The organism is Acinetobacter radioresistens DSM 6976 = NBRC 102413 = CIP 103788 (assembly GCF_006757745.1).
Lineage (GTDB): Bacteria > Pseudomonadota > Gammaproteobacteria > Pseudomonadales > Moraxellaceae > Acinetobacter > Acinetobacter radioresistens.
Window position 1 is genome coordinate 409,881 of record NZ_AP019740.1, and the last position, 24,005, is coordinate 433,885.

Annotated in this window: 22 protein-coding genes; 13 read left to right on the forward strand and 9 right to left on the reverse strand. The window is 44.1% G+C overall.

Annotation, left to right across the window (positions count from 1 at the left end):
* Positions 1-19: 19 nt before the first annotated feature.
* From ACRAD_RS01905 to asd, 3 genes are all read right to left on the reverse strand, one after another.
* Positions 20-1,339, reverse strand: coding sequence for a hypothetical protein (locus tag ACRAD_RS01905; protein WP_005023263.1), 1,320 nt, complete (start codon positions 1,337-1,339; stop codon positions 20-22).
* A gap of 73 nt (positions 1,340-1,412) precedes the next feature.
* Complete coding sequence (locus tag ACRAD_RS01910; protein WP_005023264.1) at positions 1,413-2,798, reverse strand: type IV pilus assembly protein FimV; 1,386 nt, start codon at positions 2,796-2,798, stop codon at positions 1,413-1,415.
* A gap of 141 nt (positions 2,799-2,939) precedes the next feature.
* Positions 2,940-4,058: an aspartate-semialdehyde dehydrogenase gene (gene asd / locus ACRAD_RS01915; protein WP_005023266.1), complete on the reverse strand. Its 1,119-nt coding sequence runs from the start codon at positions 4,056-4,058 to the stop codon at positions 2,940-2,942.
* Positions 4,059-4,239: 181 nt separating this feature from the next.
* On the opposite strand from asd, the gene ACRAD_RS01920 reads away from it, so the two are divergent.
* Entirely contained in the window at positions 4,240-5,379 is a 1,140-nt protein-coding gene (locus ACRAD_RS01920; protein ID WP_010699875.1) for an endonuclease/exonuclease/phosphatase family protein, read from the forward strand.
* 355 nt (positions 5,380-5,734) lie between these two features.
* Here the strand turns inward: ACRAD_RS01920 and ACRAD_RS01925 are convergent, their stop codons facing one another.
* Both ACRAD_RS01925 and ACRAD_RS01930 read right to left on the reverse strand, forming a co-directional pair.
* Positions 5,735-6,853, reverse strand: coding sequence for a glycosyltransferase family 4 protein (locus ACRAD_RS01925; protein ID WP_005023271.1), 1,119 nt, complete (start codon positions 6,851-6,853; stop codon positions 5,735-5,737).
* Positions 6,854-6,912: 59 nt separating this feature from the next.
* Positions 6,913-7,848, reverse strand: coding sequence for an LpxL/LpxP family acyltransferase (locus ACRAD_RS01930; RefSeq protein ID WP_005406023.1), 936 nt, complete (start codon positions 7,846-7,848; stop codon positions 6,913-6,915).
* Between the two features lie 179 nt (positions 7,849-8,027).
* Between ACRAD_RS01930 and ACRAD_RS01935 the strand changes: the two genes are divergently transcribed.
* On the forward strand, positions 8,028-8,588 hold the full coding sequence (locus ACRAD_RS01935) for an O-acetyl-ADP-ribose deacetylase (RefSeq protein ID WP_005023276.1): 561 nt from the start codon (positions 8,028-8,030) through the stop codon (positions 8,586-8,588).
* Between the two features lie 33 nt (positions 8,589-8,621).
* Here ACRAD_RS01935 and ACRAD_RS01940 read toward each other — a convergent pair whose 3' ends face one another.
* On the reverse strand, positions 8,622-10,517 hold the full coding sequence (locus ACRAD_RS01940) for an ATP-binding cassette domain-containing protein (RefSeq protein ID WP_005016681.1): 1,896 nt from the start codon (positions 10,515-10,517) through the stop codon (positions 8,622-8,624).
* 34 nt (positions 10,518-10,551) lie between these two features.
* Between ACRAD_RS01940 and ACRAD_RS01945 the strand changes: the two genes are divergently transcribed.
* The 11 genes from ACRAD_RS01945 to ACRAD_RS01995 all read left to right on the forward strand — a co-directional run bounded on the left by ACRAD_RS01945 (position 10,552) and on the right by ACRAD_RS01995 (position 21,619).
* A complete protein-coding gene (locus ACRAD_RS01945; protein ID WP_005016680.1) occupies positions 10,552-10,797 on the forward strand; it encodes a SlyX family protein in 246 nt (81 codons plus the stop codon).
* 73 nt (positions 10,798-10,870) lie between these two features.
* Positions 10,871-11,896, forward strand: coding sequence for a hypothetical protein (locus ACRAD_RS01950; protein WP_005023283.1), 1,026 nt, complete (start codon positions 10,871-10,873; stop codon positions 11,894-11,896).
* A gap of 294 nt (positions 11,897-12,190) precedes the next feature.
* Complete coding sequence (locus tag ACRAD_RS01955) at positions 12,191-12,640, forward strand: ammonium transporter (protein WP_005016678.1); 450 nt, start codon at positions 12,191-12,193, stop codon at positions 12,638-12,640.
* Positions 12,641-12,674: 34 nt separating this feature from the next.
* Positions 12,675-15,317 (forward strand): type I DNA topoisomerase, encoded by a 2,643-nt coding sequence (topA, locus tag ACRAD_RS01960; RefSeq protein WP_005023286.1) that lies wholly within the window; start codon positions 12,675-12,677, stop codon positions 15,315-15,317.
* Positions 15,318-15,414: 97 nt separating this feature from the next.
* Entirely contained in the window at positions 15,415-16,173 is a 759-nt protein-coding gene (locus ACRAD_RS01965) for a hypothetical protein (protein ID WP_005023288.1), read from the forward strand.
* 122 nt (positions 16,174-16,295) lie between these two features.
* Positions 16,296-16,865 carry an HdeD family acid-resistance protein gene (locus ACRAD_RS01970; RefSeq protein ID WP_005023291.1) on the forward strand — a complete coding sequence of 190 codons (570 nt, stop codon included), beginning with the start codon at positions 16,296-16,298 and terminating at the stop codon, positions 16,863-16,865.
* A 69-nt stretch (positions 16,866-16,934) separates the two neighbouring features.
* Positions 16,935-18,089, forward strand: coding sequence for a glycerate kinase family protein (locus tag ACRAD_RS01975; RefSeq protein ID WP_005023294.1), 1,155 nt, complete (start codon positions 16,935-16,937; stop codon positions 18,087-18,089).
* A gap of 60 nt (positions 18,090-18,149) precedes the next feature.
* Positions 18,150-20,129 carry an ATP-dependent helicase gene (locus ACRAD_RS01980; RefSeq protein ID WP_005023296.1) on the forward strand — a complete coding sequence of 660 codons (1,980 nt, stop codon included), beginning with the start codon at positions 18,150-18,152 and terminating at the stop codon, positions 20,127-20,129.
* A gap of 87 nt (positions 20,130-20,216) precedes the next feature.
* A complete protein-coding gene (locus tag ACRAD_RS01985) occupies positions 20,217-20,468 on the forward strand; it encodes an RNA recognition motif domain-containing protein (RefSeq protein ID WP_005016663.1) in 252 nt (83 codons plus the stop codon).
* A 262-nt stretch (positions 20,469-20,730) separates the two neighbouring features.
* Entirely contained in the window at positions 20,731-21,234 is a 504-nt protein-coding gene (locus ACRAD_RS01990; protein WP_005023301.1) for a DUF6586 family protein, read from the forward strand.
* Between the two features lie 106 nt (positions 21,235-21,340).
* Positions 21,341-21,619 carry a hypothetical protein gene (locus ACRAD_RS01995; RefSeq protein ID WP_005016657.1) on the forward strand — a complete coding sequence of 93 codons (279 nt, stop codon included), beginning with the start codon at positions 21,341-21,343 and terminating at the stop codon, positions 21,617-21,619.
* Positions 21,620-21,688: 69 nt separating this feature from the next.
* Here the strand turns inward: ACRAD_RS01995 and ACRAD_RS02000 are convergent, their stop codons facing one another.
* The 3 genes from ACRAD_RS02000 to rpmB all read right to left on the reverse strand — a co-directional run bounded on the left by ACRAD_RS02000 (position 21,689) and on the right by rpmB (position 23,968).
* Positions 21,689-23,407 (reverse strand): cation:proton antiporter, encoded by a 1,719-nt coding sequence (locus ACRAD_RS02000; RefSeq protein ID WP_005016649.1) that lies wholly within the window; start codon positions 23,405-23,407, stop codon positions 21,689-21,691.
* Positions 23,408-23,563: 156 nt separating this feature from the next.
* Positions 23,564-23,719, reverse strand: a complete 156-nt coding sequence (rpmG, locus tag ACRAD_RS02005; protein WP_001205031.1) for a 50S ribosomal protein L33 — start codon at positions 23,717-23,719, stop codon at positions 23,564-23,566.
* Between the two features lie 12 nt (positions 23,720-23,731).
* Positions 23,732-23,968: a 50S ribosomal protein L28 gene (gene rpmB / locus ACRAD_RS02010; protein WP_000048256.1), complete on the reverse strand. Its 237-nt coding sequence runs from the start codon at positions 23,966-23,968 to the stop codon at positions 23,732-23,734.
* Positions 23,969-24,005 lie beyond the last annotated feature (37 nt).

Sequence of the window (24,005 nt, forward strand, 5' to 3'; positions counted from 1 at the left end):
TATACTAAATTGAACACACTCAAGAAGCTATTTGATTGAGTATTTTTTTTGACTGTTCTTGCTGTTCAGGATTGAACTGGTCCTGATTCTGACTAAGCAGATGACGTGCAGACTCATAGGCGCCCAACTCGACATAGCGCTGCGCCAATTCCAGATCCAAATTAATGGCATTGATCTGTGCCAATTCGGGAAATGCCTGAACTAGGGGATCATTCTGGTGAATATCAGTTGTTGAAACTACAGCTGATGTCTCAGAAGCATGAACAGATGAAACTTGTGGCTCAGACAGGGCAGGTTCAGTCGAAATTTCAACGGGTTCAAGTTTGAAATCTAAACCGGATGCTGGAGCATGGGTTGCTGACGGAACCGTTTCAAAATCAAGAGTTACCGGTTTGACACTTTCAGGTTTCTCTTCCTCTTGAGGACTCAGATGAAGCTCACCAAAATTGAAGTCCAGCGCAAGTGGTACGGACTGGTTTTGACTTTGCTCCTGAGCAAGAGCTGTCTTGTCTGTAGATCGCTCTTCTTGACTCTCAAGTGGGAAAGAAAAATCAACAGTTCTATCTTGATCAAGGACAGTGGCTTGTGGCGGCTGTTCGGTTTCTGTTGGTTTAGTGTTGATTTCACCGAAATTAAACTCTAAGGGCGCAAGTTCAACTACAGCTTCTTTGGGTTGTACAGATGGGGCTGGTTCTGCCTGTAACTCATCAAATGAAGGCGTTAAAACGGGAATATTTACCGGAGCTTGCTGTACCAGAGCATCAAAATCAGCACTATTGTGTGCATGTGGCTGTGATAGAGTGACAGGAGCAGGGTCAGGAACATCTGTTGTTACAGCGAACTCGATCGCATCAGGTTGCTGTTGCTGATTATAAGCTTGATACTTCTGTTCTGCCTGTCTGGCAATTTCCTCTAATCCCAAAGAGTGAAGATGCTGAATCAGCTGATTTATGGCAAATTCATCTTTTTGGTCTAGATGAATTTTAAGTAATAATAAATATAATTCATGCTGAGTGTTATCACGGTTTAGTGCCTGATTAATCTGTGCTTCAGCAGAAAAGTAATTACGCTGTTCAATCAGATTCTCAATTTTACGATGAACATCAGCAGGAATAGGGGTGGACGTTTTTTGTTGAGTTGCTATCGGATCTTCTACAATGCGAGCCGCTTTACGCTTGTGAGTAGTTTTAACTGCTTTGGTTTTTGCAACTTTTTTAGACGCTTTTTTCCGTGAACTTCCTTTTGTTGCAGAACTGTCATCCTGCTGGGCCGCTTCACGTTTTTTAAGAAAAATTGCGATGACCAAGAGCAGGACAAATGGAATCACATACAACAACATAATTTAAACCCCTTAATACTGAACCATCATGGCAGCTAATTTCTGATTGAAATCTTTTTAACTGCGTCTTGACCTATTTTTTTGTCTGCTGTGCTTTGAGTTGCTGTTCGAGCTGCGCCAGCCGGGCATTTAATAATTGGATCTTATGATCCTTTTTCTGTAATGCCAGATCCAGCTGCGTTACGTTCTTCTGTAATTTAACGGTTTTTTCACGAGCTGTCATAACTTTTAATACTAAATCCGCACTGCTCATGGACTGGTCGTTATTTCTTTTAGCATTTCCTTGAGCTGTATTTTTTGTACTTTCAGCGACCAAGCTCATTTCTGCTTCATTTAGACGGTATTTTGTCTTAGGTGAATAAGAAGGAGAAACAGCTTTGGGACGAGATTTATTCTGTGTCATCACAGGTTGAGTGTTTAAATTTAAAACTGCACCACGACGTAACCGGTTCACATCTCCCTGAATAAATGCATGCTGATTCGCTTCCTTGATTTGCTGCATTACGTTTGTAACAGGCTGTTGGGTTTGGGCTGCAACCTGTGATGCAATGGTCCAGAGTGACTCATTATTTCGAACTACATAAGTATGGGGCTGTTCTACCGGAGCCCTGCTACTGGTAGTAGAAGTGATTGCTGGTTTTACAGCTAATTTCCGTTGTTGGGGTTCAGCAGTTTTCTTGGCGCTAGGTCCTGTTTTTGCTGTTAATGCAGACTGCGTAGTGGGGTTCGGTCTGGCAGAAGCTGTTGTGCTAGGCCTTGTATTAGGTGTAGCGGAAAGCTGCGTTTTATTTCTCAGTGCCTGCTCTTGTCTATGAAGTGTATCTTTTGGCTGTACGATAGAAGATGCAACCGAACTTGGCTGCTGAACGATAGAAATAGCCGAACCACTTAATGCAGGGGGACGGCTGTTATTGATTAACAATGGCCGGTCCTGCTTGCTAGGGAGCGGGCTACGGCTTTTCTGCTGGGTGACCTGATACGCCGTACTCTCTGGCAAATTCAGGGCAATATCTTTTTCAGTAACCATGACAGGCACAAGTGGTTTTTCATTAACCGAGGCTCGCAATGGCACTGTCTGGCTAGGTTTAAGTGTGGTTTTTATGTGCTGTAGCCGGGTAGCATTTCCTTCTTTAACCTTAACCACAATGTTCAGTTCGGAACTGGTGAGAGGGCGAGAAGAGGTAATCACGATGACACCAGCGCCCTGACCGTTACGACGGTTAAAAAAATTAAGATGACCCGGTGGCTGATGCTGAATTCCCAAGCCCGCCAGATCTTCTGGGCTGGCAAGGCTGACCTGCATGTTTTCATCTGTATCGGCTTGGCTGAAAGCCATTTCTGCATACAGAAGCTCTCCAGGTGCGGACTGCACTTGAATTGGTTCAATGATGATCGCAGAAGCTGTTTGCGATGTCATGATGGCTAGGACAGCAATTTTTAATTTCTTATAAACAGTCATCTTGATCTGGAGCTTGAAAACAATGCAAACACAAAAAGTATACATGATCTTGCCATAAAGGCAGTGGAAATTATTCAAACTACAATTACAAAAAACCGGCCATGGTCGACCGGTTCTATTTATTAAAATACTTAAAATTAATTAAACATTTTTATAGTCAATTAAAATGCGAAGCATACGACGCAAAGGTTCGGCAGCTCCCCAAAGTAACTGGTCACCTACAGTAAAAGCACCTAAATATTCTTTACCCATATTCAGTTTACGCAGTCGACCTACTGGCACAGATAAAGTACCTGTAACTGCTACTGGAGTCAGATCAGTCATTGAGGCTTCACGGGTATTTGGCACCACCTTGGCCCACTCGTTTAAAGAACGGATCATATCTTCAATTTCATCAAGAGGTACATCTTTTCTGAGCTTGATGGTGAGAGCCTGAGAGTGACAACGCATTGCGCCAATACGTACACAGTGCCCGTCAATAGGTACTATCTGTGAATTTCCCAGAATTTTATTGGTTTCGGCCTGACCTTTCCATTCTTCTTTCGACTGACCATTTTCAAGCTGCTTGTCGATGTATGGAATTAGTGAACCGGCCAGTGGCACACCGAAGTTGGCTGAAGGGAAACCTTCACCACGTTGCAAGTCTGCAATCTTGCGGTCAATATCTAGAATAGCTGACTTGGGATCATCGAGCAGATCTTTACTATTATTATATAAATATCCCATGCCGGTGATCAGTTCACGCATGTTCTGTGCACCTGCACCTGAAGCTGCCTGATAGGTCATGGCACTCATCCACTCCACCAGATTATGCTGGAACAGTGAACCTAGGCCCATCAGCATTAGGGAAACGGTACAGTTGCCACCTACAAATATTTTGGTGCCTTTAACCAGCGCATCCTTAATCACGTTGAGATTGACCGGGTCTAGGACAATAATGGCATCATCACTCATGCGCAGGGTCGAGGCCGCATCAATCCAGTAACCCTTCCAGCCTTCCGCTTTCAGTTTAGGAAAGACTTCAGAGGTATAGTCGCCACCCTGACAGGTAATAATGACATCCATCTGCTTCAGACTGCTAATGTCTGAAGCATCCATAAGTGCTGGGGCAGTTTTACCACCAAATACAGGTGCTTCACCACCTGCATTACTGGTAGAAAAATAGAATGGCTCAAAATGAGCAAAATCATTCTCTTCAACCATACGTTGCATAAGGACAGAACCAACCATCCCGCGCCAACCGACCAGACCTACTTTCATTGTCTCTTTGCCTCGGTGCGTTAAAAAATTAAAGGGGGTTTGAGTGTAACAAAAGTGTTTGCAACTTCAAGCACTACATAAATAATATTGTGAATAATTTTATAACTGTGCTACATAGAGCAGATAGTAGAACGCTAACTTGTTTGATTTATTCAAAAAATTATAAATTATTGGTGTGAATATGATCTGGATAGAAATTATGGCCGGTATGGTGATCTGGCTCAGCTTCTGGTCCTTGATCCCCCGTGACGAATGGTGGATTCGTGGTGCAGATTTTCCACGGCTACAGTTATTATCAGCAGGTATGGTCATACTTGTTTTAATGCTGGTTTGGGAGGCGGACTGGACTATATGGCGTGAAATCTGGATTGTTGGCCTGATTGCAGCGATTGCCTATCAGCTAAAAATGGTTTTGCCTTATACATTTGTCTGGAAAAAACAGGTCAAAAAGGTCAAACCAGAACAGCTGGATCCCGAACGGCAGATTTCACTGATCGTTTCGAACGTTCTGACCCCTAATACTCAATATCACCTATTGATTGAGCAGATTCAAAAATATCAGCCAGACATAGTACTTACCTTGGAAACTGATCAGACCTGGCAAAATGAACTATCAGGAATCGAAAAAGATTATCCCTTCCGGGTAGCTGTACCACTTGATAATTTATATGGCATGCATCTGTACAGCCGTTTAAAGCTTGAAGATACTGAAGTCAAATTTATTTTAAGTGATGAAATTCCTTCCATCCATACCACTGTACGTTTACGTTCAGGACAACCGGTACAGCTATTCTGTCTACATCCCAAACCGCCAAGTCCAACTGAGGCCAAAGATTCAACCTTGCGTGATGCTGAACTGCTGATTGTGGGTGATCAGATTAAAGACATGGACAAGAGCTGTATTGTAATGGGCGACCTAAATGATGTGGCTTGGTCACGTACAACACGCTTGTTTCAGCGTATTAGCGGTTTACTGGACCCGCGGGTAGGCCGGCATTTTGTAAATACCTTTCATGCCAATTATCCTTTATTTCGCTGGTCGTTAGACCATGTTTTTCATAGTACTGATTTTGCTTTGGTTGATATGCAGCGGCTAAGTCATGTCGGCTCTGACCACTTTCCAGTTTATATCGTTTTACAAAGTGGCCGCGTTTTTGAGCAGTCACAGCAAGAACTGGAGCAGAGTGCAGCCGATGAGCAGGAAGCGCAAGAAGCCATCGAACAGGGGGTTGCCAAAGCTGAACAGGAAGAAAAAAAATTAACAGATGAAATTGTAGAGCCTTATAAAGAACAAGTACCTACACCTACTTTCAAGCCATAGAAAAGTGTACGAAATTGCTTACATCGATTTAGGCGCCAAACGGCTAGCAGCAACACAAAGTATAGCTTACTCTAAGTCTATCAGCACAAGGAACTGGGAATGGAAAATCCCTTAAGGATAGTTAAATGCTGATGGTATACATCAAGGATAAGATGTTGGTAGGGAAAACCACTCTATAAGAATAAAGTAAGTTGAAAGCACAACCTCATGTACCCGAGTTTTGCAGGAAGCAGAACTCGGGTTTATGTTTTAGAGTATAGCTTGAAATCAAGTTTAAGCCATTTGAAATTTAAGCAACCGTATTAAAAATCTACTGGATAGATTAAATACTATTAATCTTTTAGTTTACAGTATTTCAATATTGCTGCTCTTTAGAATTGATCACCTGCTGATATAAATCCAGTGTCTGCTGACACATATCACTCAGGCTAAACAGGGTGACAGGTGAAACCTGCTGTGGCTGTTCAATATGCTGTTTAATGGTGCCAAGTAAATTATTCATATCTTCGGAGGGAATTAGTCCCTGCGGATAAAGTTCTGCCAGAATTTCAGCCACACCCCCGCGATTCCAGCCAATAACTGGTGTTCCAACTGATAAAGCTTCTAAAGCAGTACGACCAAAAGTTTCTGCCTGAGTTGAAAGTGACAACACTACATCTGAGAAAGCCAGCCATTCGCGGATATCGGAACGATGGCCGACAAACGTAATATCATCGCCCAGTCCTTTGTTTTGAATAGTGTTAGCCAGCTCTTCTAGATAGGCCTGTTTTTTCGGGTCGGCGCCGCCTACAACGACAGCGTGTAATTGTGGATAAAAGGGTTTAAGCGCAGCCATCACTTCAATGAGTACTTCATGACCTTTCAAGCGGGTAATCCGTCCGGGCAGACAGAGCAGAAATTTATGCTCAAGTTGAGGATAATCTACAAAAGCCTGATGAATCCACTGCGCTGATGGCTGATAGCCATGTGGAAAAGCTTTGGGATCGATACCCCGGTAAATCCGTACAATATCTTGAGGCGGGCAGTTTTTATAATGTTCAGTAATGTACTGCACCACGCTATCGGAAACTGCGATGACTTTCTCTGCCTGAGTCATGATCGCACTATAACGGTTAACTGAATAAAATCCGTGTACAGTACTGATCAGATGTGGACGTTGTGAAGCGGGTATGCCGCGTAGGGCAAAATGTATCAGCCAAGCCGGTACGCGCGAGCGTACATGAACAATATCTGGTTGATACTGCATAATTAATTTTCGAAGTGAGCGAATTTGCCATAAACTGGACAATGATTTCTTGTGAACAGGCAATGTTAAGTGAGTAGAACCCTCGGCTTCTAACTGGGCCACCAGCCGGCCACCATTGGACACGACCAGAGATTGATGACCTTGGCTGACCAGTGCCCGTGCAATTTCAAGTGTCCCGCGCTCTACACCGCCACTATTGAGCTCTGGAAGCAGTTGCATCACTTTCATATTTATTCTCTTGTTAAATAGGGGGCTCATTGCACTGTTGAATTACTATTTTCAATAGCTCAATAAATTTTGTCATAGCCTTCTGGACGGCTTTTAAAACGGCGATGAAACCACATGTACTGTGTAGGCGCAATCCGTAGCTGTTGCGCAATAATGGAATTTACCCGGGTTGCATCAGCTACTTCGTCTTCACTTGGAAACTGCTCAAGTGCGGGCTCAAGCAAGATACGGTACTTGGGATCCTTAATATCACCATAACGATAAAAATATAAGGGGATGGCAACTGCCCTGGAAATTTTCAATAAGCGCCGATGAGCAGTCACTGTAGCGGCAGGCACTCCGAAAAAAGGCGCCATTACACCCTGTTTTAATCCAAAATCCTGATCCGGACTATACCAGATCGCACGGCCATTTTTCAGGTGTCGAATGAGGCCGCGCATGTCATCATGATCAATCTGATGGGTATAGATGGTTGCCCGGCAGCGGTAAATCAGCATATCTAAAAGCGGATTATTTTGAGGGCGGTACACCACATCTGGACTGAAATATTGAGAGCAGATATAACCGCCAGCATCTAGCAAGGTGCTATGGGTACCAAGCAGTAATACACCTTGCTGTCGGGCTTGTGCCTGGTTTAAGTATTCAAGTCCTTCAATACTCACCCGGCCATTAAACCAGGTAGGGCTATACCAGGCATTCAAGGTTTCAAAAACCCCCAGCATCATGTCAATAAATACCTCACGGGCCTGCTGCTGAACTTGTTCCTCTGTCCACTCTGGAAAGCATACTTCAAGATTACGGACAGTAGTTTTTCGACGTGATTTTAGCCGTTCAAATGCTACATTGCCCAGAAATTTTGCCATACGGTGCTGGACTGCCCAAGGTAGTATTGCCAGTAACATCAGAAAGACAATCGCAAGCCAAATGCCCCAATACTGTGGTAACAAAAAAGACCACTGAAATTCACCTGGCGTATAGTGCTGCTTCTTGCTCATAAATCCTGACAATACTGTGCCTCAAAAGTGCCGACAGTTTAGCATGAACTGTTTTTGAAAAGAAAAACCGCTGTCCGTTACCTGAAACACTTAATTGGTAGCACTTCTTATCTGGTTACATACGTGTTTTACCGCTAAATATGAAAGAACAAAAATTCAAATAAAGAAGGAGACAGTACATGAAACAGTTTCGTCTGATTCATGGAGATATTACCGGAATTAGAATTGATGCCATAGTAAATGCAGCCAATAGTACCCTGCTGGGAGGTCATGGTGTAGATGGTGCCATTCATCAGGCTGGTGGGGCTGATATAATTGAAGAGTGCAGACAGATTAGGGCACGCCAAGGAAGCTGCACAGTCGGTGAAGCTGTAATGACAACTGGGGGCCGCTTGCCAGCCCAGTATGTGATTCATACTGTCGGGCCAATATGGGAAGAGGGAAAGGCAAATGAGCGTACACTACTCTCGCAGGCTTACCAAAACAGTTTTGCATTGGCTGAACAGCACTATCTGACTGGCATTGCCTATCCCAACATATCAACAGGTGTATATCGCTTTCCTAAGGTGGAAGCAGCTGCCATAGCTATTGATACTCTGATTCCACTATTAAAAAATTCGGAAACAGTACAGGAAGTTGCACTGGTATGTTTTGATCTGGAGAATTTTGAATTGTATGAAGAATTATTAAAGCAGCGGCTCCTGGAACAGCAGGAACTCAAATTGAAAATTGAAGCCTGAACCTGTATCTGGTAACAAGTTCAGGCTATTTGTTTAGCCGTTTTGCGACATTGCTTCAAGCTCAGTCCAGCGGTCCAGTTTTTCAAGCAAGAGCTCTTCAATTTCTGACAAACGCTGTGAAGCCTGTGTTGCTGCATCTGCATCTGTTACAAACCAGGAACCATCTGCCAGTTTTTCATTTAATTGAGCCTGTTCCGCTTCAAGCTGCTCAATTTCGGCAGGGAGCTGTTCCAGTTCCCGCTGATCCTTGTAACTCAGCTTTGCCTTTTTAGGCATGGTTACGGTCTCTGCTTTTGCTTGAGCTTTTTTTACATCCGCTTTTTGGTCTACTACTTTCTGGTCTGGCCGCTGCATCAGATAATCCTGATAGCCACCCACATATTCTTCAATGTGGCCTTTGCCATCAAAGACCCAAGTCGATGTTACGACATTATCCATAAAGGCACGGTCATGGCTGATCAGAAGCAGCGTACCTTTATATTCAGCCAGCATTTCCTCAAGCAGCTCCAATGTAACCATATCGAGGTCATTGGTTGGCTCGTCCATGACAATCAGGTTAGACGGTTTAAGCAGTAATTTAGCCAGCAATACGCGGTTCCGCTCTCCTCCTGATAGTGCTTTAACTGGTGTGCGGGCACGCTCTGGTGAAAACAGGAAGTCCTGCAGGTAACTGTAAATATGACGGCGCTGGCCATTTACATCGACGAAATCTGAGCCTTCGGATACATTCTCTGAAACTGATTTCTCCAGATCAAGCTGGTTACGTAGCTGATCGAAGTAAGCCACTTCTAGCTGGGTACCGACCTTGACTGTACCTTGATGTGGAATATCACCGAGTATTGCCTTGATCAGGGTGGTTTTGCCCACACCGTTGTCGCCGACCAGACCAATACGGTCGCCACGCAGTACAATCGCCGAGAAATCCTTAATTAACACCTGGTCATCATAAGAAACACTGAGATGCTCAATATCAAATACCAGTTTGCCAGACCGTTGAGCTTCCTGTACCCCCATATTGACTTTGCCCTGTTGGAAGCGGCGTGCCTTGGATTCTTCACGTAAAGTCTTTAATGCACGGACACGGCCTTCGTTACGGGTACGTCTGGCTTTAATACCCTGACGAATCCAGGCTTCTTCTTCAGCCAGTTTTTTCTCGAACAGGGCATTTTGTTTTTCTTCTGCTTCAAGCTGTTGGGCTTTCAGGTCCAGATAACGTGAATAATTTCCTTCAAAGCTGCGCAGGGTACCACGGTCAAGTTCAACAATACGGGTAGCCAGCCGGTCAACAAAAGAACGGTCATGTGAAATAAACAGTAAGGTCAGATTATTCTGATCCATAAGAAATTTTTCTAGCCATTCAATACTCTCGACATCCAGATGGTTGGTGGGTTCGTCAAGCAGCAGTACATCCGGCTGGGTAAGCAGTGCACGGGCCAAAAGAACCCGGCGCTTACGTCCACCTGACAGATCAGCCAGATCAGCATCCGGATCTAAGCCCATCTTGCTAAGAATATTATTGACCTTGTTTTCTAATGCCCAGCCATCAAGCTGATCCATTTTATGCTGTAGCAGGCCCATACGGTCACAGGCTTCCATATCACCAAGTACGCAGGCATCACTGGCTTCATGATAATCCTTGAGTACCTGGGCAGCTTCGCCTGCTCCGTCGGCTACAATGTCAGCAACCTTGCCCGAATCCATCGGTACATCTTGAGCCAGCATTGAAATTGTTACGCCATTTTGTATTGAAACTTCACCACGGTCAGGTAGCAGGCTTCCCTCGATCAGCTTAAGTAAAGTAGACTTACCTTCACCGTTACGGCCAATCAAACATACCCGTTCGCCACGTTCTAATGTAAAGTTCGCGCCATCGAGTAGGGCGGGTCCACCAAATGCAAGCTGGACATCCCTTAAAGTAATATAGGCCATAGTGTTTCCTGAAAAAATCCGTGAGGAGTATTAAATGACTAAACAAACATACCATAATAATCAGGCGACATTTTCCGCACCCATTGAAGATTTGCAAGTAAGAATTGCATTTCTGGATGATTTAGTTGAACAGCTCAATGAACAGGTCACCCGACAGAGTGTCGAGATTACCCATCTGAAGCAGCAAATGCAGCTACTTTATCAGCGTGTTGAAGCTGCTGATCTTTCAGAAGGGATTGCCCCGTTTGATCCTTCTACCAATATTCCTCCACACTATTAATCTGAAATTCATTTGACCTTGAACTGAAATACAGCTGTAATGCAGCGCGCTGTGTTACAACTGCTGAAATACCATGAATAAAGTCATACTCTTTGATCTTGAAAAAAATAAGCCGGCTGCCAGTCTGCTGCGTGAACTGCTTCAGCACTATTCAACTCTGTATCTGTTCAACTGCCAGAAACAGTTTGAATATGCACTGGTTGACCTGACAGAGCTGGCTGGCTGGATTCAGTCAGGCCGGATTGTGGTACTGGAAACTGCAGAAGCAGATTTTAAAGAGTTTGAATATGCGTTAGCCGTGGGGCAGTGTCTGGCTCTTCTGGAAGCTGAAGTGCATGTTGATGTTATTTCAGCAATGCCAGAAAGTGAGTTACTGGTGCAGCTGCTGGGCGCTTCGGCAGTCAGTTGCAGCCTGATAAAAATGGAAGCTTCCGCAAAACAGAAGTCAAGAACCGTAATTTACAGGTTGCCGAGCAGAGAAGCCTTTGAAAAAAAGCCTCAGCTGCAGCTCGTTAAAAAATATTGTGATCTGTTAGGGAAAATGCAGGGTAAACCGGCAACTATACAGGGCTTAAAACATTCAATTATCAGTAGTTTGAATATATTCGCTGAAACAGCACAGCAGCTGGTGGGGCTATTGATCAATCTGAAAATTGTCAGGTCACAGGATGGACACGTGTCATATCGAAAAAGAATACTGGCACACTGGCTGAACTTAAAGCTTGAAGAGTATATGCAGGCGGAAGTGCACACGATGCCTTTACCTTCACAGCCTTCTGTTGAAACTTTTGATATCCACACTACTGAAATTTCAACAAATTCATCTGCATCACTCGAAGCTGCTTTAAAACAGCAGCGCCATACGGAAGACCTGTATTCAGAATTTGCCCGTATTGATCCGCTGCAATGGCAGATTATACGTCAGCTGGATCAGGCGGGACATAAAAAACCTGACAATATCTATGCCTTGCGTGATTTGTTAAAAAGCATTTTTCCAGAGGAAAATATCCAGCTGCTACTGAAGGAAATGCTTGAAAAAGGCTATATTTATTGGGATGGATATAAAATGCATTATAGTCCGGAAATTCTACTGCATTAATACCTTGAATGTTAAAACTTTTGGGCTAGAACTAAGTTTAAATCAGTATTGAAACAATAGATTTAGATGAAGAGAAGGCATTTTAAACTGTTAGGCCGCCTAAAACAGAAGCTAATTTGAACAGCTGGAAATCTGGTACTAAATGCTTTTTATATTGAAAAACACAAATTTATACAGAAATCATATGTTTTCTTCATTTATAGTCCCGAACAGCTCCAGCATTAATTTATTCAGTAAACTTGCGTTTTATATTGGCCTTGTGCAACTCTAATAAAGGAATAAAAAGGTTGAACTATGGAAAACGTTGGAATTTGGGTCGCAATCGTCATTATTGTTTTTGTGTTTGGATCTATTGTCGGGTTAAGAGTTAGCCCGCGAGAAAAAGCACTCGGCCTGATGCGAGAAAAAGCCCGTAAGATTGGCCTGCATCCGCGACTGGTTGCAGCCCCTGCCTGGACTAAAATTCCGATGGCTACAGAAAACCGTGCCAGTATGGTGGCTTATTACAGCATCCTGATTCCAGATGCCCGTCTGCCTTTAATGCGGGCGCGTGTTGTTGACCAGAAACTTAAAGTCATCGAGGGAGATCAAAGCTTGGATGATTCTCCCATTGCATTAAAAGGGATTTATGCTATTGATATGCAGGCAAACTGTGTTGGAATTTACTGGGATGAAGAAACTGATCTCAGGGCTACACAGTTAGAAGATATCAAAGCTTATCTGCATGCTTTGGCTGCTCACTAATCTCTTAATTTATCTACAGGAATAACAGTTAATTATGGCGAATGCTCCTCGATCCACATCCAAAAGCACCTCAGCAAGTTCGTCAAGTGCTGCCAACAAGCGTGCCTTAGTGATTGTGGAGTCGCCTGCAAAAGCGAAAACCATCAACAAGTATCTGGGTTCGCAGTACATTGTTAAATCTTCTGTTGGCCATGTGCGTGACCTGCCTACCGGTGGTTCAGCCAAAAATACCGACAAAAAACCGGCTGTCCGGACCAAACTGACCGAAGCCGACAAGGCTAAAAAGGCCCAGCAGGCTCTGATCAACCGTATGGGGGTTGACCCTGAACACGGCTGGGAAGCGCATTATGAAGTGCTACCAGGTAAAGAAAATGTAGTTTCTGAGTTAAAGAAGCTGGCATCACAAGTTGATGAAATCTATCTCGCAACGGATTTGGACCGAGAAGGTGAGGCAATTGCCTGGCACTTGAAAGAAGTAATTGGTGGTGATGAATCGCGCTACCAGCGTGTAGTGTTTAATGAGATTACTAAAAATGCCATTCAGGAAGCATTTAAGCAGCCCGGTCGCCTGGATACCAATAAGGTTCATGCCCAGCAGGCACGCCGCTTCCTCGACCGTGTTGTAGGTTTCATGATCTCGCCTTTGCTATGGGAAAAAATTGCCCGTGGCCTGTCGGCGGGCCGGGTACAGTCTGTTGCAGTCAAACTGGTGGTTGAGCGTGAACGGGAGATCCGTGCCTTTATTCCTGAAGAATACTGGCAGGTATTTGCTGATACCCTGTCTAAAAAAGACCAGATTCGTCTGGAAGCCGTAAAACAGGCGGGTAAAACCTTAAAACTAAAAAATAAGGCCCAGACTGATACGCTGCTTGAAGTACTGAAAAAGTCCGAGTTTACCGTAGCGCAGCGTGAAGACAAGCCGACCAAGGTTAATCCGAGTGCGCCTTATATTACCTCTACCCTGCAACAAGCAGCGAGCACACGTCTCGGATTTTCAGTCAAGAAAACCATGATGTTGGCCCAGCGCTTATATGAAGGCGGCTTCATTACTTATATGCGTACGGACTCAACCTTCCTGAGTGATGACGCGATTAAAATGGTACGTAACCATATTGAAAGTGAATATGGTGATAAATATTTACCGGCAAAACCGAACCGCTATGGCAGTAAAGCCGGGGCACAAGAAGCTCATGAAGCAATACGTCCATCGAGTGTAGAGCTTAAAGGTGACCAGCTTGCAGGTGTAGAGCGTGATGCCCAGCGTCTATATGACCTGATCTGGCGTCAGTTTGTAGCCTGCCAGATGACACCAGCCGAATATTTATCATCTACTCTTACGGTCACGGCTTCTGATGTCGAGTTGAAAGCCAAAGGCCGAATTCTGGTTTTTGATGGCTTTACTAAAATTCGTGGTGCAAACAAATCTGATGATGATGTACTGCTTCCTGCTGTGAAAGTGGGTGAAGTGCTTAAACTGGAGAAACTTGACCCTAGTCAGCATTTTACCAAACCACCCGCCCGTTTTACTGAGGCTTCTCTGGTAAAAGAACTGGAGAAACGCGGAATTGGCCGTCCTTCGACTTATGCTGCGATTATTTCAACAATTCAGGATCGTGGTTATGTCAAACTGGAAAACCGCCGTCTGTATGCAGAAAAAATGGGTGAGATTGTTACTGATCGCTTAGATGAAAGTTTCAATAACCTGATGAACTATGCTTTTACTGCTGACCTTGAAGGACAGCTAGATAAAGTCGCGACAGGCGAACGCAACTGGAAGGAACTACTGGACAGTTTCTATGGTGACTTTAAGCAGCGGCTGAATAATGCACAGGGTGATCAGGGGATGCGTCGTAATCAGCCGGTTGAAGTGCCTGACGTACATTGTCCGGAATGTGATCGTCCAATGCAGATCCGCACCGGAACCACCGGTGTATTCTTGGGCTGCTCAGGTTATAACCTTCCCCCTAAAGAACGCTGTAAGGGTACATTGAATCTTGTACCAGTTGAGTCACTGGCCGCACTATCTGATGATGATGGAGCAGAAACAGCCGATTTGATGTCGAAAAAACGCTGTCTGATCTGTGGAACTGCTATGGACAGCTATGTGATCGATGGTGGTCGTAAACTGCACATCTGTGGCAATAATCCGGATTGTGACGGTTATGAAGTTGAAGAAGGTGAGTTCAAGATTAAGGGTTATGATGGCCCAACAATTCCATGTGATAAATGTGATGGTGAAATGCAGCTTAAGACTGGACGTTTCGGTCCATACTTTGCCTGCAATAACTGTGACAACACCCGTAAAGTTTTGAAAAACGGGCAGCCTGCGCCACCGCGTGTTGATCCGATCAAGATGGAGCATCTGCGCTCCACCAAGCATGATGACTATTTTGTCCTACGCGATGGGGCAGCCGGTCTGTTCTTGGCAGCCAGTAAGTTTCCAAAAATCCGTGAAACCCGGGCACCTAAAGTTGCCGAGCTGCGTACAGTAGCCGGACAGCTGGATCCGAAATATCAGTTTCTATTACAGGCACCTGATACTGACCCTGAAGGTAACCCGACAGTGGTAAAATTCAGCCGTAAAAACCAACAGCAGTATATCGGCTCTGAAACACCAGAAGGTAAACAGACCAAATGGAGTTTAGTCTTCCAAAATGGTAAATGGACCGAAGCCTGATATCTAACTAAAAAGATGCCGGTTTCGACTGGCATTTTTTATGACTAAACAAAAGAAAATAATAGAATCTCTAAGAAATTGATGGGGAAGCACAGCAGTGTGGAAAAGTATTCGGATTGTAGTTTTATTGCTGATCTTGCTGGTGGTTGCCATAAATGCCTGGCGTGACCAGAACCAGAACTGGGACCGCCCGGTGACTGTTTTATTACATCCTATTAATGCTGACCAGCGTAGTTCAACACAGCAGTATATTGATCAGCTCACAATCGATCAGTTTAAAGATATACAGAAGTATCTCAGCAATGCTGCCGCTCCGTACCGGATACAACCAGTTTATTTTTATTTTCAGTTGGGCCGGCCTCTACAACAGCTTCCACCTAAAGTTCCTGAACAGGCGGGTTTAATCGATGTCATATTGTGGAGTTTAAAATTCCGCTTTTATGCTTGGAAAAATTCGATGAGCCAAGAAGGCTCCCCCAGTGTAACGCTCTATCTGAACTTCTATGATCCTCAATTTAACCGGATACTAAAACATTCTACAGCACTTGAAAAAGGCCGGATCGGCTCAGTCAATCTGTTTGCTTCGAGTAAGCAGGCACAACAGAATCAGATTGTGCTAGCGCATGAGTTGCTCCATGCATTTGGAGCATCCGATAAATATGATCTCAATACTGGTTTACCTTTATATCCGCAAGGTTATGCTGATCCTCATCTTCAACCTTTATATCCGCAAAAGCGTGCCGAGATTATGACTGGCCATATTCCGCTTTCAGCCGATAAAAGCAGAATGGCAGAAAACCTCCAGCAAACGATGGTTAGTCGACAAACAGCTACAGAAATTGGCTGGCTAAAATAAACTGGGGATAAAAACCAACTTATCCACAATGCATGAAACCGGTATAAAAACTATTTATACAGACAAGTGATGACTTGTTACTTACAGTAGTTAAAGACTTAATAACTAGAAGAGTAATGAAAATGAAAACTGTAGGCAATGATCTCATCCGGCATCAATTACATGAAAATCGTAAATGGTATTTAGGTATTGGTATCCTTCTGGTGCTATTCGGAATATTACTATTAGCCTCCTTGCCTTTCGCAACGTTGTCCGTAATATTTTTGTTCGGTATCTTGATGATGATAGGCGGTATCTTGCACTTTGTTGCTGCCTTTAAAATTTTTAGAGGCGGTTCACGCTGGCTGTGGGCACTGTTTGGAATTCTTTATCTGGTAGCCGGTTACTATGCTTTTAGTACACCAGTTAAAACAGCAATTGTCCTGACCAATATTTTGGCTATTTTTCTGATCATTGCCGGCGTAATTCGAAGTGTAAATGCTTTTATATTAAAACCCTTAATAGGCTGGGGCTGGATCCTGCTTTCCGGGCTGCTGACTCTGGCTACCGGTATTATCATTTTGATGTCGCCCGATGCGCCGTTTTGGGTGTTAGGCTTGTTTCTGGCTGTCGATATCCTTTTTCAGGGAGTTAACTATTTAACACTGGCAGCTGCGATTAAGCGTATTCCAAAAAGTTCGGCAGATGTTTAAAACAAGAAAGAGACATAAGCCTCTTTCTGTTCATTGAAAGTTTAAATTTATCCACAAAAAGAAAACTTTATGGCACCTACCTTTGTACTTGCTCCTGATTCTTTTAAAGAAAGTATGACTGCACTACAAGCCTGTCATGCCATGCAAAACGGACTCAGTAAAATATTTCCTGAAGCTGTGTTTATAAAAGTTCCTATGGCAGATGGCGGAGAGGGTACATTAGATACACTGATTGCCGCTGCTCAGGGACAGCAAGTTAAATGTCAGGTCACGGGTCCTCTACCTGCCCAGAAAGTTGAAAGCTATTTTGGTCTTATCGATGCTGGCCAGACTGCTGTGATTGAAATGGCTAAAGCCAATGGTATTCATCTGCTTACTCCGGCAGAACGTAACCCGATTTTAACCACAACCTATGGTACTGGTGAGATGATTCGTCTGGCACTGGAATTAGGTGTATCCAGAATTATTATTGGGCTCGGTGGGAGTGTTACTAATGATGCCGGAGCAGGTATGGCGCAGGCACTAGGTGTACATTTTTATGATAATAATGGCCATGAAGTATCTTTAGGGGGTAGGGAACTTGATCGGGTAAAAACAATCGACTGGTCTCGACTGGACCCACGCTTGAAGTCTACAGAAATTATTATTGCCAGTGATGTCAATAACCCGTTAACTGGAGCGCAGGGAGCTTCTTATATTTTTGGTCCGCAAAAGGGTGCTACGCCTGATATGGTTTTACAACTAGATCATAACCTCAGCCATTTTGCAGATATTGTAGAACAGCAGTTAAACCTGAGAAAACGCGAAGTTCCTGGCGCAGGTGCGGCAGGGGGGCTTGGATTTGGCTTGTTAGTTTTTACGGGTGCCCGGATTCAGTCAGGTGTTGAACTGGTTATACAGGAAACCCAGCTGGAAAAATATATTGCCCGGGCTGACTATATTTTTACTGGTGAAGGGAGACTGGATGAACAGTCCTGTTTTGGTAAAACTCCGGTGGGAGTCGCTCGTCTGGCTCGACAGTATGGTAAACCTGTGATCGCCTGTGCGGGGAGTATTGGCCCACAAGCTGACACTCTGTATGAAGAAGGTTTTACTGCAATTTTCGGAATTCTGGACCAGTGCAGCGATATTATCGCAGCTTGCCAAAATGGAGCCATTAATTTGGAGCGTACTTGCGAAAATATCGGTCGTATTTTAAAACTGGCTGAAAAGCAGGGTAGATGAGCCTGCCTTTCTATATTGGCTCTGCTAAACTGGTGCTTCAAGTGCGGATGAACAGATAGCATGAGTTTAAGTACCCTGATTGATGAGTTAAATCTAGAACAGAAACAGGCGGCTACCACCACTGCCCAGAATTGTCTGGTCCTGGCGGGTGCCGGGTGTGGCAAAACCAAAACAATTGTAGCCCGGGCTGCTTACTTGATTGATCAGGGTATACCCGCTGACCAGATTCAGATCTTGACCTTTACCCGTCGTGCTGCGAGTGAAATTGTCACTCGGGTAGAGCAGCACCTCGGAGCAAAAGCCCGGGGTCTGCGTGCCTCAACATTCCATACCTTTTGTATGTACCTGCTGCGCCGTAATTCTCAGGCATTTGGACTGGGCCAGTTCAGTATTATTGACCGTGATGACCAGATACTGATGTTCCGGCTGTTACGTGGCAAAGATAAAGAGAGTGTATTGCCCAAGGCAGCACAGCTTTGTGATATTTATTCATATGCCCGTAATACCCGGAACAAACTGAGTGAAGCAATTGCACAGCAATGGCCAGATGCTTTGGAACATAAGGCACAGATCGCTGAACTCATGCAAGCTTATGAACAGCGAAAGCGTGAGCGTAATTTTCTGGACTATGATGATATTCTGGCAATTGTAGCGGTGCACTTACAACATTCAGAAGCACTGGTTAACTGGGTAACCCGACTGTGTTCAGTTCTGCTGGTTGATGAAATGCAGGATACTAATCCGCTGCAATGGGCTTTACTACAGCCCTTGGTGGGTAAAATCAAACTATTCTGTGTGGGTGATGACGCACAGTCGATTTATGGCTTTCGGGGGGCTGATTTTGAGAATATCCATCATTTTAAAGAACATGTGCCTGATGCCGAGGTATTAAATCTGGATTTTAATTACCGCTCTACTCAGGAGATTTTGGATTTATCTAACTGGCTGCTTGATAAAAGTCCACTTCATTACGATAAACATCTGATTGCCGCTCGAGGCCGCGGAATAAAACCACAATTGCACCTGTTCAGTAATGAATTTGAAGAGGCTAACTGGATCGCTCAAGATCTGATCAAGCGTCAATACACAGGCGCCCAGTGGTATGAGCATATGATTTTGGTACGTTCTTCTTTTACTGCACGGCATTTGGAAGCGGCATTAATCAATGCCAATATCCCCTATAAATTTGTGGGTGGGGTAAAACTGCTTGAATCTGCGCATGTAAAAGATATGCTGAGCATGCTGCGGGTGGTAGCTAATCCACAGGATGATATTGCCTGGATGCGTTTTCTGACGCTCTGGAATGGTGTAGGAGATGTAGGTGCCAGCAAGCTCGCTCATGAACTGATTCAGTTGTCTGATATTGATATGCGTTGTGAGCGGCTGGAACAGCATGGCCGGGTAGAACTTAAAGCAATACTGATGATGAAACAGCTAGATGTTTTACAACATGAAGTCGAGGTTTGTATCAGTCTTGCTGTAGAAGCACTCTCTGAACAGCTAGAAGATAATTACAAAAACAAAGAATGGTCCAGACGTCTGAAAGACTTTGATCTGGTCAAGCAATTAGCCCGTAAACATAACAGCCTGGCCGGTTTTCTTGAAGAATATGTACTGGAGCCTATTTCGGTGTCAGAAGTGGAGCGTAGCACTGATCAGGATCTGGTTACCCTGATTACTATCCATTCTGCCAAGGGAGCAGAGCAAAAAGTCTGTTACGTTCCTCATGTTTCACCAAGTCAGTATCCACATGCTCGTGCACAGGGTGATTTTGACCAAGTAGAAGAAGAGCGCCGTGTTCTGTATGTAGCATTGACCCGGGCGCAGGATGAGCTGATTCTGACCAAGCAGGAATTCAGTAGCTGGGCACAAGATAAATATGATGAACAGGGCCGTATCATTGAAAGTTATTTTTTAAATGACTTGCCTGAATCACTGGTCGATGTGCAGATCCATCAACCGTCATCGCGCAGTTTTGTGCAAAAACGCTGGAATAATTCAGCTGCAATAAATTTAGGTTTTGGTATAGATCTCGATTAAACTAGTCAGATTGTGCTAATGCACTCGAAAAGTAGAATAGGCATATACTTTTTGATGTTACATACCTGCCGCTGGAAAAGGTAATTTATGAAAATTTTAGTACGCAACCTGGAACGTACCGTCACTGAAGCTGAACTGCTAGAGCTGTTTAAGGCCTATGGTACGGTTGACTCCTGCCAGCTAGTACTTGATGCACAAACTGGCAAGTCTAAAGGCTTTGCCTTTGTTGAAATGCCACATGGGCGTGAAGCTGTAAAAGCAATCAAGGGTCTCAATACCTTGCGACTGCATGGTCATGGTATTCGCGTAAAAGCTGCGGAAGACAAGCCTAAGGCTTAAATAAAGATGGAGCAGATAATGCTCCTTTTTTATACTTGGAATAATTGGAGTAAATCTGATATACCCTATATTGTGGAAGAATACTCTCTGGCTGAGATGGATAGCGATCAATAAAATATTACTATAGAGCAATGTAGTCATATCATTCAAAAGAAAAAATCTATCCAGGTTATGTTACTCATCCATAATTCTTATTGTGAATCCCGGCTAATTCTGTTTATCTTAATCTTGTAAGTAAAAACAAAATTTAGGAAGACTTTTCATGTCCCGTGTTGCCCGCTTTCATGCTGACCGTACTAACCAGAAACTCTATTTTGCACGTCTGGCTTGCCAGCAGGCAGAGCAGATTGAGCATGTACAGCAGGCACAGGCTTATCGTGAGGCTGCTGTGTTTCATCTGCATGGTTCATTACTGGCATTTTTACAGGAACTGGCCCGTTATTACCGCTTAAATGATTCACAGCCTACCTTAAAGTCAATTGAGGAACAGATGGCAGATAAAGGACAGGTTTCGCCTGAAGTGGTCGTTATGCAGCAACTGGCCAAACATGGCTTTATTGCCGAGCTTAAGCGGGCTTATCGCTTATGCCAGTATGCACCTGAACCTAATGCTCCTGTACCTGAAGAAGAGACCTCATCCAATCTGATTATTAAAGTCACCCAAGGCCCACAAAGCTGGTTGCCAGATGTTAAAATTCTGCGGGAATGGCACCGTGAACTGACCCAGCTGATTGATGGTTTTCGTAATGAAATGGTTGAGTTCTAAAAGGGTCTATTGGATAGACTTGAAATTTGATTGACCCGCTCTTATATAAATATTTCGAGATGCAAAGTATCAATGCTTTGCCACCATGTCGGAGCATGGAGGAGTTATGTCTATACAACAGTTGAAAAAATTATTTGGTAATCAGGAAGCAGTATTGGAACTGGTACAGCTCGAAGGTGGTGAATTGGCATTGCGCAATGCAGGTTCAGAAAAAGAACCCTTGGTTAAAATCCAGTTTAATGATGAAGTTAAAGCCTTGCTTGGTGATGAAACTGCTGTAGTAGCACAGCATATGATACAGGCCGCATTATTTGGTTTGCTTGAAAAACAGGTTAATCAGTGGCAGGCTCAGGTTATTGATGAAAAACCAAAATACCTGAGCTAGTAAGCACTGGAAACTTAGAATTTATACTAAAAAAGCGTACATCAAAGTACGCTTTTTTAAACATTTTAACTAGTGTGTCGGGGCTGTATGGTGCGCAATTTCGATCTGGTTCAAGATATGATTACTCATATTTTTAGCCATTTCTTCTTTGGCAAAGAATACCTCGCCAATATTTTCTGCCCGGATAACTTCAGCCTCTTCCTTACTTTCCGCACAGATCAGTACCTGAATCTGTGGATTTAGCTGTTTGGCAATATCGATAATACGATGCACATTTACAATGTCCATGGGCGACAATACTAACAGTCGTGCATGCATAATATGGGCCTGTATCAATACACCAGGCTCAGTTGCAACGCCACTGACCGCAGCAATACCCCGCTCACGTAATTTCTCTACTATTTCGCGGTTTTCTTCAGCAATAACAACTTTGATATTCTCTTGCATTAAAGTGCGAGTGATGCGACGGCCAACTTCCCCATGCCCAACAATTACCACCTGGTCGCGCAGATAATCCTGAGATACTTCATCCGGTAGCATCGCAAGCGGGTCACCGCTACGCTCCAGTAGCCGGGCTAAATGAGATCGTTCACGAATCCAGCGCTGTGCTGGTTCAATGGCAGAGAAAATAAATGAGTTCAGGCTAATCGAAATGAGGGCCCCTGCCAAAATCAGATTCTGGCCTTCCAGGCTAAGCAGACCTAAAGATAAGCCTAATGTGGCCAGGATAAAAGAGAATTCACCAATTTGTGCCAGTGAGGCACCGACAGTCAGGGCTGTATTAATCGGATAACGGAAGAACAGGACCAGTGCCATCGCTGCCAGTGTCTTGCCGATCATAATAATGGCGACTACACCTAAAATGTGAACAGGTTCTTCGACTAGAATCCGAGGGTCGAATAACATGCCAACTGAAACGAAAAACAGTACCGAAAAAATTTCACGCAGTGGTAAGGTTTCCTCTTCAGCACGATGACTAAAATCTGATTCCTTGACTACCATACCGGCAAAGAAAGCTCCCAGTGCCATCGATACGCCGAAAACCGCATATGAGCCATAAGCAATTGAAACTGCCGCAGCAACCACAGTTAAAGTAAAAAGTTCACGAGAACCCAGACGTGCGACAAACTGCATAATCATTGGGACTAGGCGTTTTCCAATAATCAGCATAAAAGCAATAAAACCGGTCACTTTAAGTAAAGTCAGACCTAAAGTAAGCCAGATATTTTCATCGCCACTACCATCAGATAGTGGTGTTCCGCCTAAAAGCACTGCAGTAGCAGGAAGCAGCACCAATACCAGTACCATAACCAGATCTTCAACCAGTAGCCAGCCTACAGCAATTTTGCCGTTGACTGATTCGAGCAGGCCACGGTCACCCAGTGCTTTAAGTAAAACGACTGTACTGGCACAGGAAAGACTTAAACCAAAGACCAGAGCTGAGCCGAAACTCCAGCCCCATAACATGCTAATACCGATTCCCAGCAGTGTTGCTACTGTAATCTGTAAAATTGCGCCTGGCACAGCAATTCGCCTAACCTGAAGCAGGTCATTAAGCGAGAAATGCATGCCCACACCAAACATTAGAAACATTACACCAAGTTCGGCTAACTGGTTGGCCAGTTGAATATCACCCACCATACCTGGGGTGTTGGGGCTAATAATGATACCGGCAATAAGATAGCCAATCAGGGGAGGAAGGCGTAGACGGGCAGCAATATAGCCAAAGATCAGAGCAATACCAAAACCGACTGCCAGTAAAATAATGAGATCTACGTCATGAGGCACTACCTACTCCTTAAAGATGGAGGTGAAAAGAAAATAATAAAAATAAAGCACAAAAGATGCCAAAATCTATTGATATAAAAAGTGTAGCAAGTCAAGCAAAAAAAATGCAAAAAAAAACGACCTCTAGGGAGATCGTTTCTTGGCGCTTCATCAAGATTACTTGATTTTAGCTTCTTTGAAAATCACGTGTTGACGGATTTTTGGGTCAAACTTTTTGATTTCCATTTTTTCAGGCATTGTACGTTTGTTTTTAGTCGTGGTATAGAAATAACCAGTACCAGCAGACGAAACTAGGCGAATTTTGTCACGCATTGCAATGACTCCTTAGATCTTTTGGCCTTGAGCACGAAGATCAGCTACAACCTTTTCAATGCCCAATTTGTCGATAATACGCATACCTTTAGTGGTCAGACGAAGACGTACAAAACGCTTTTCGCTTTCTAACCAGAAACGGTGGTGGTGCAGGTTCGGCTCGAACCGGCGCTTGGTTTTGTTGTTGGCGTGTGAGACGTTGTTACCAACGACTGGACGCTTGCCGGTAACTTGGCAAACCTTAGACATGGTGGAACTCCATTGATTTAGCCAGCAGCAAATGTGT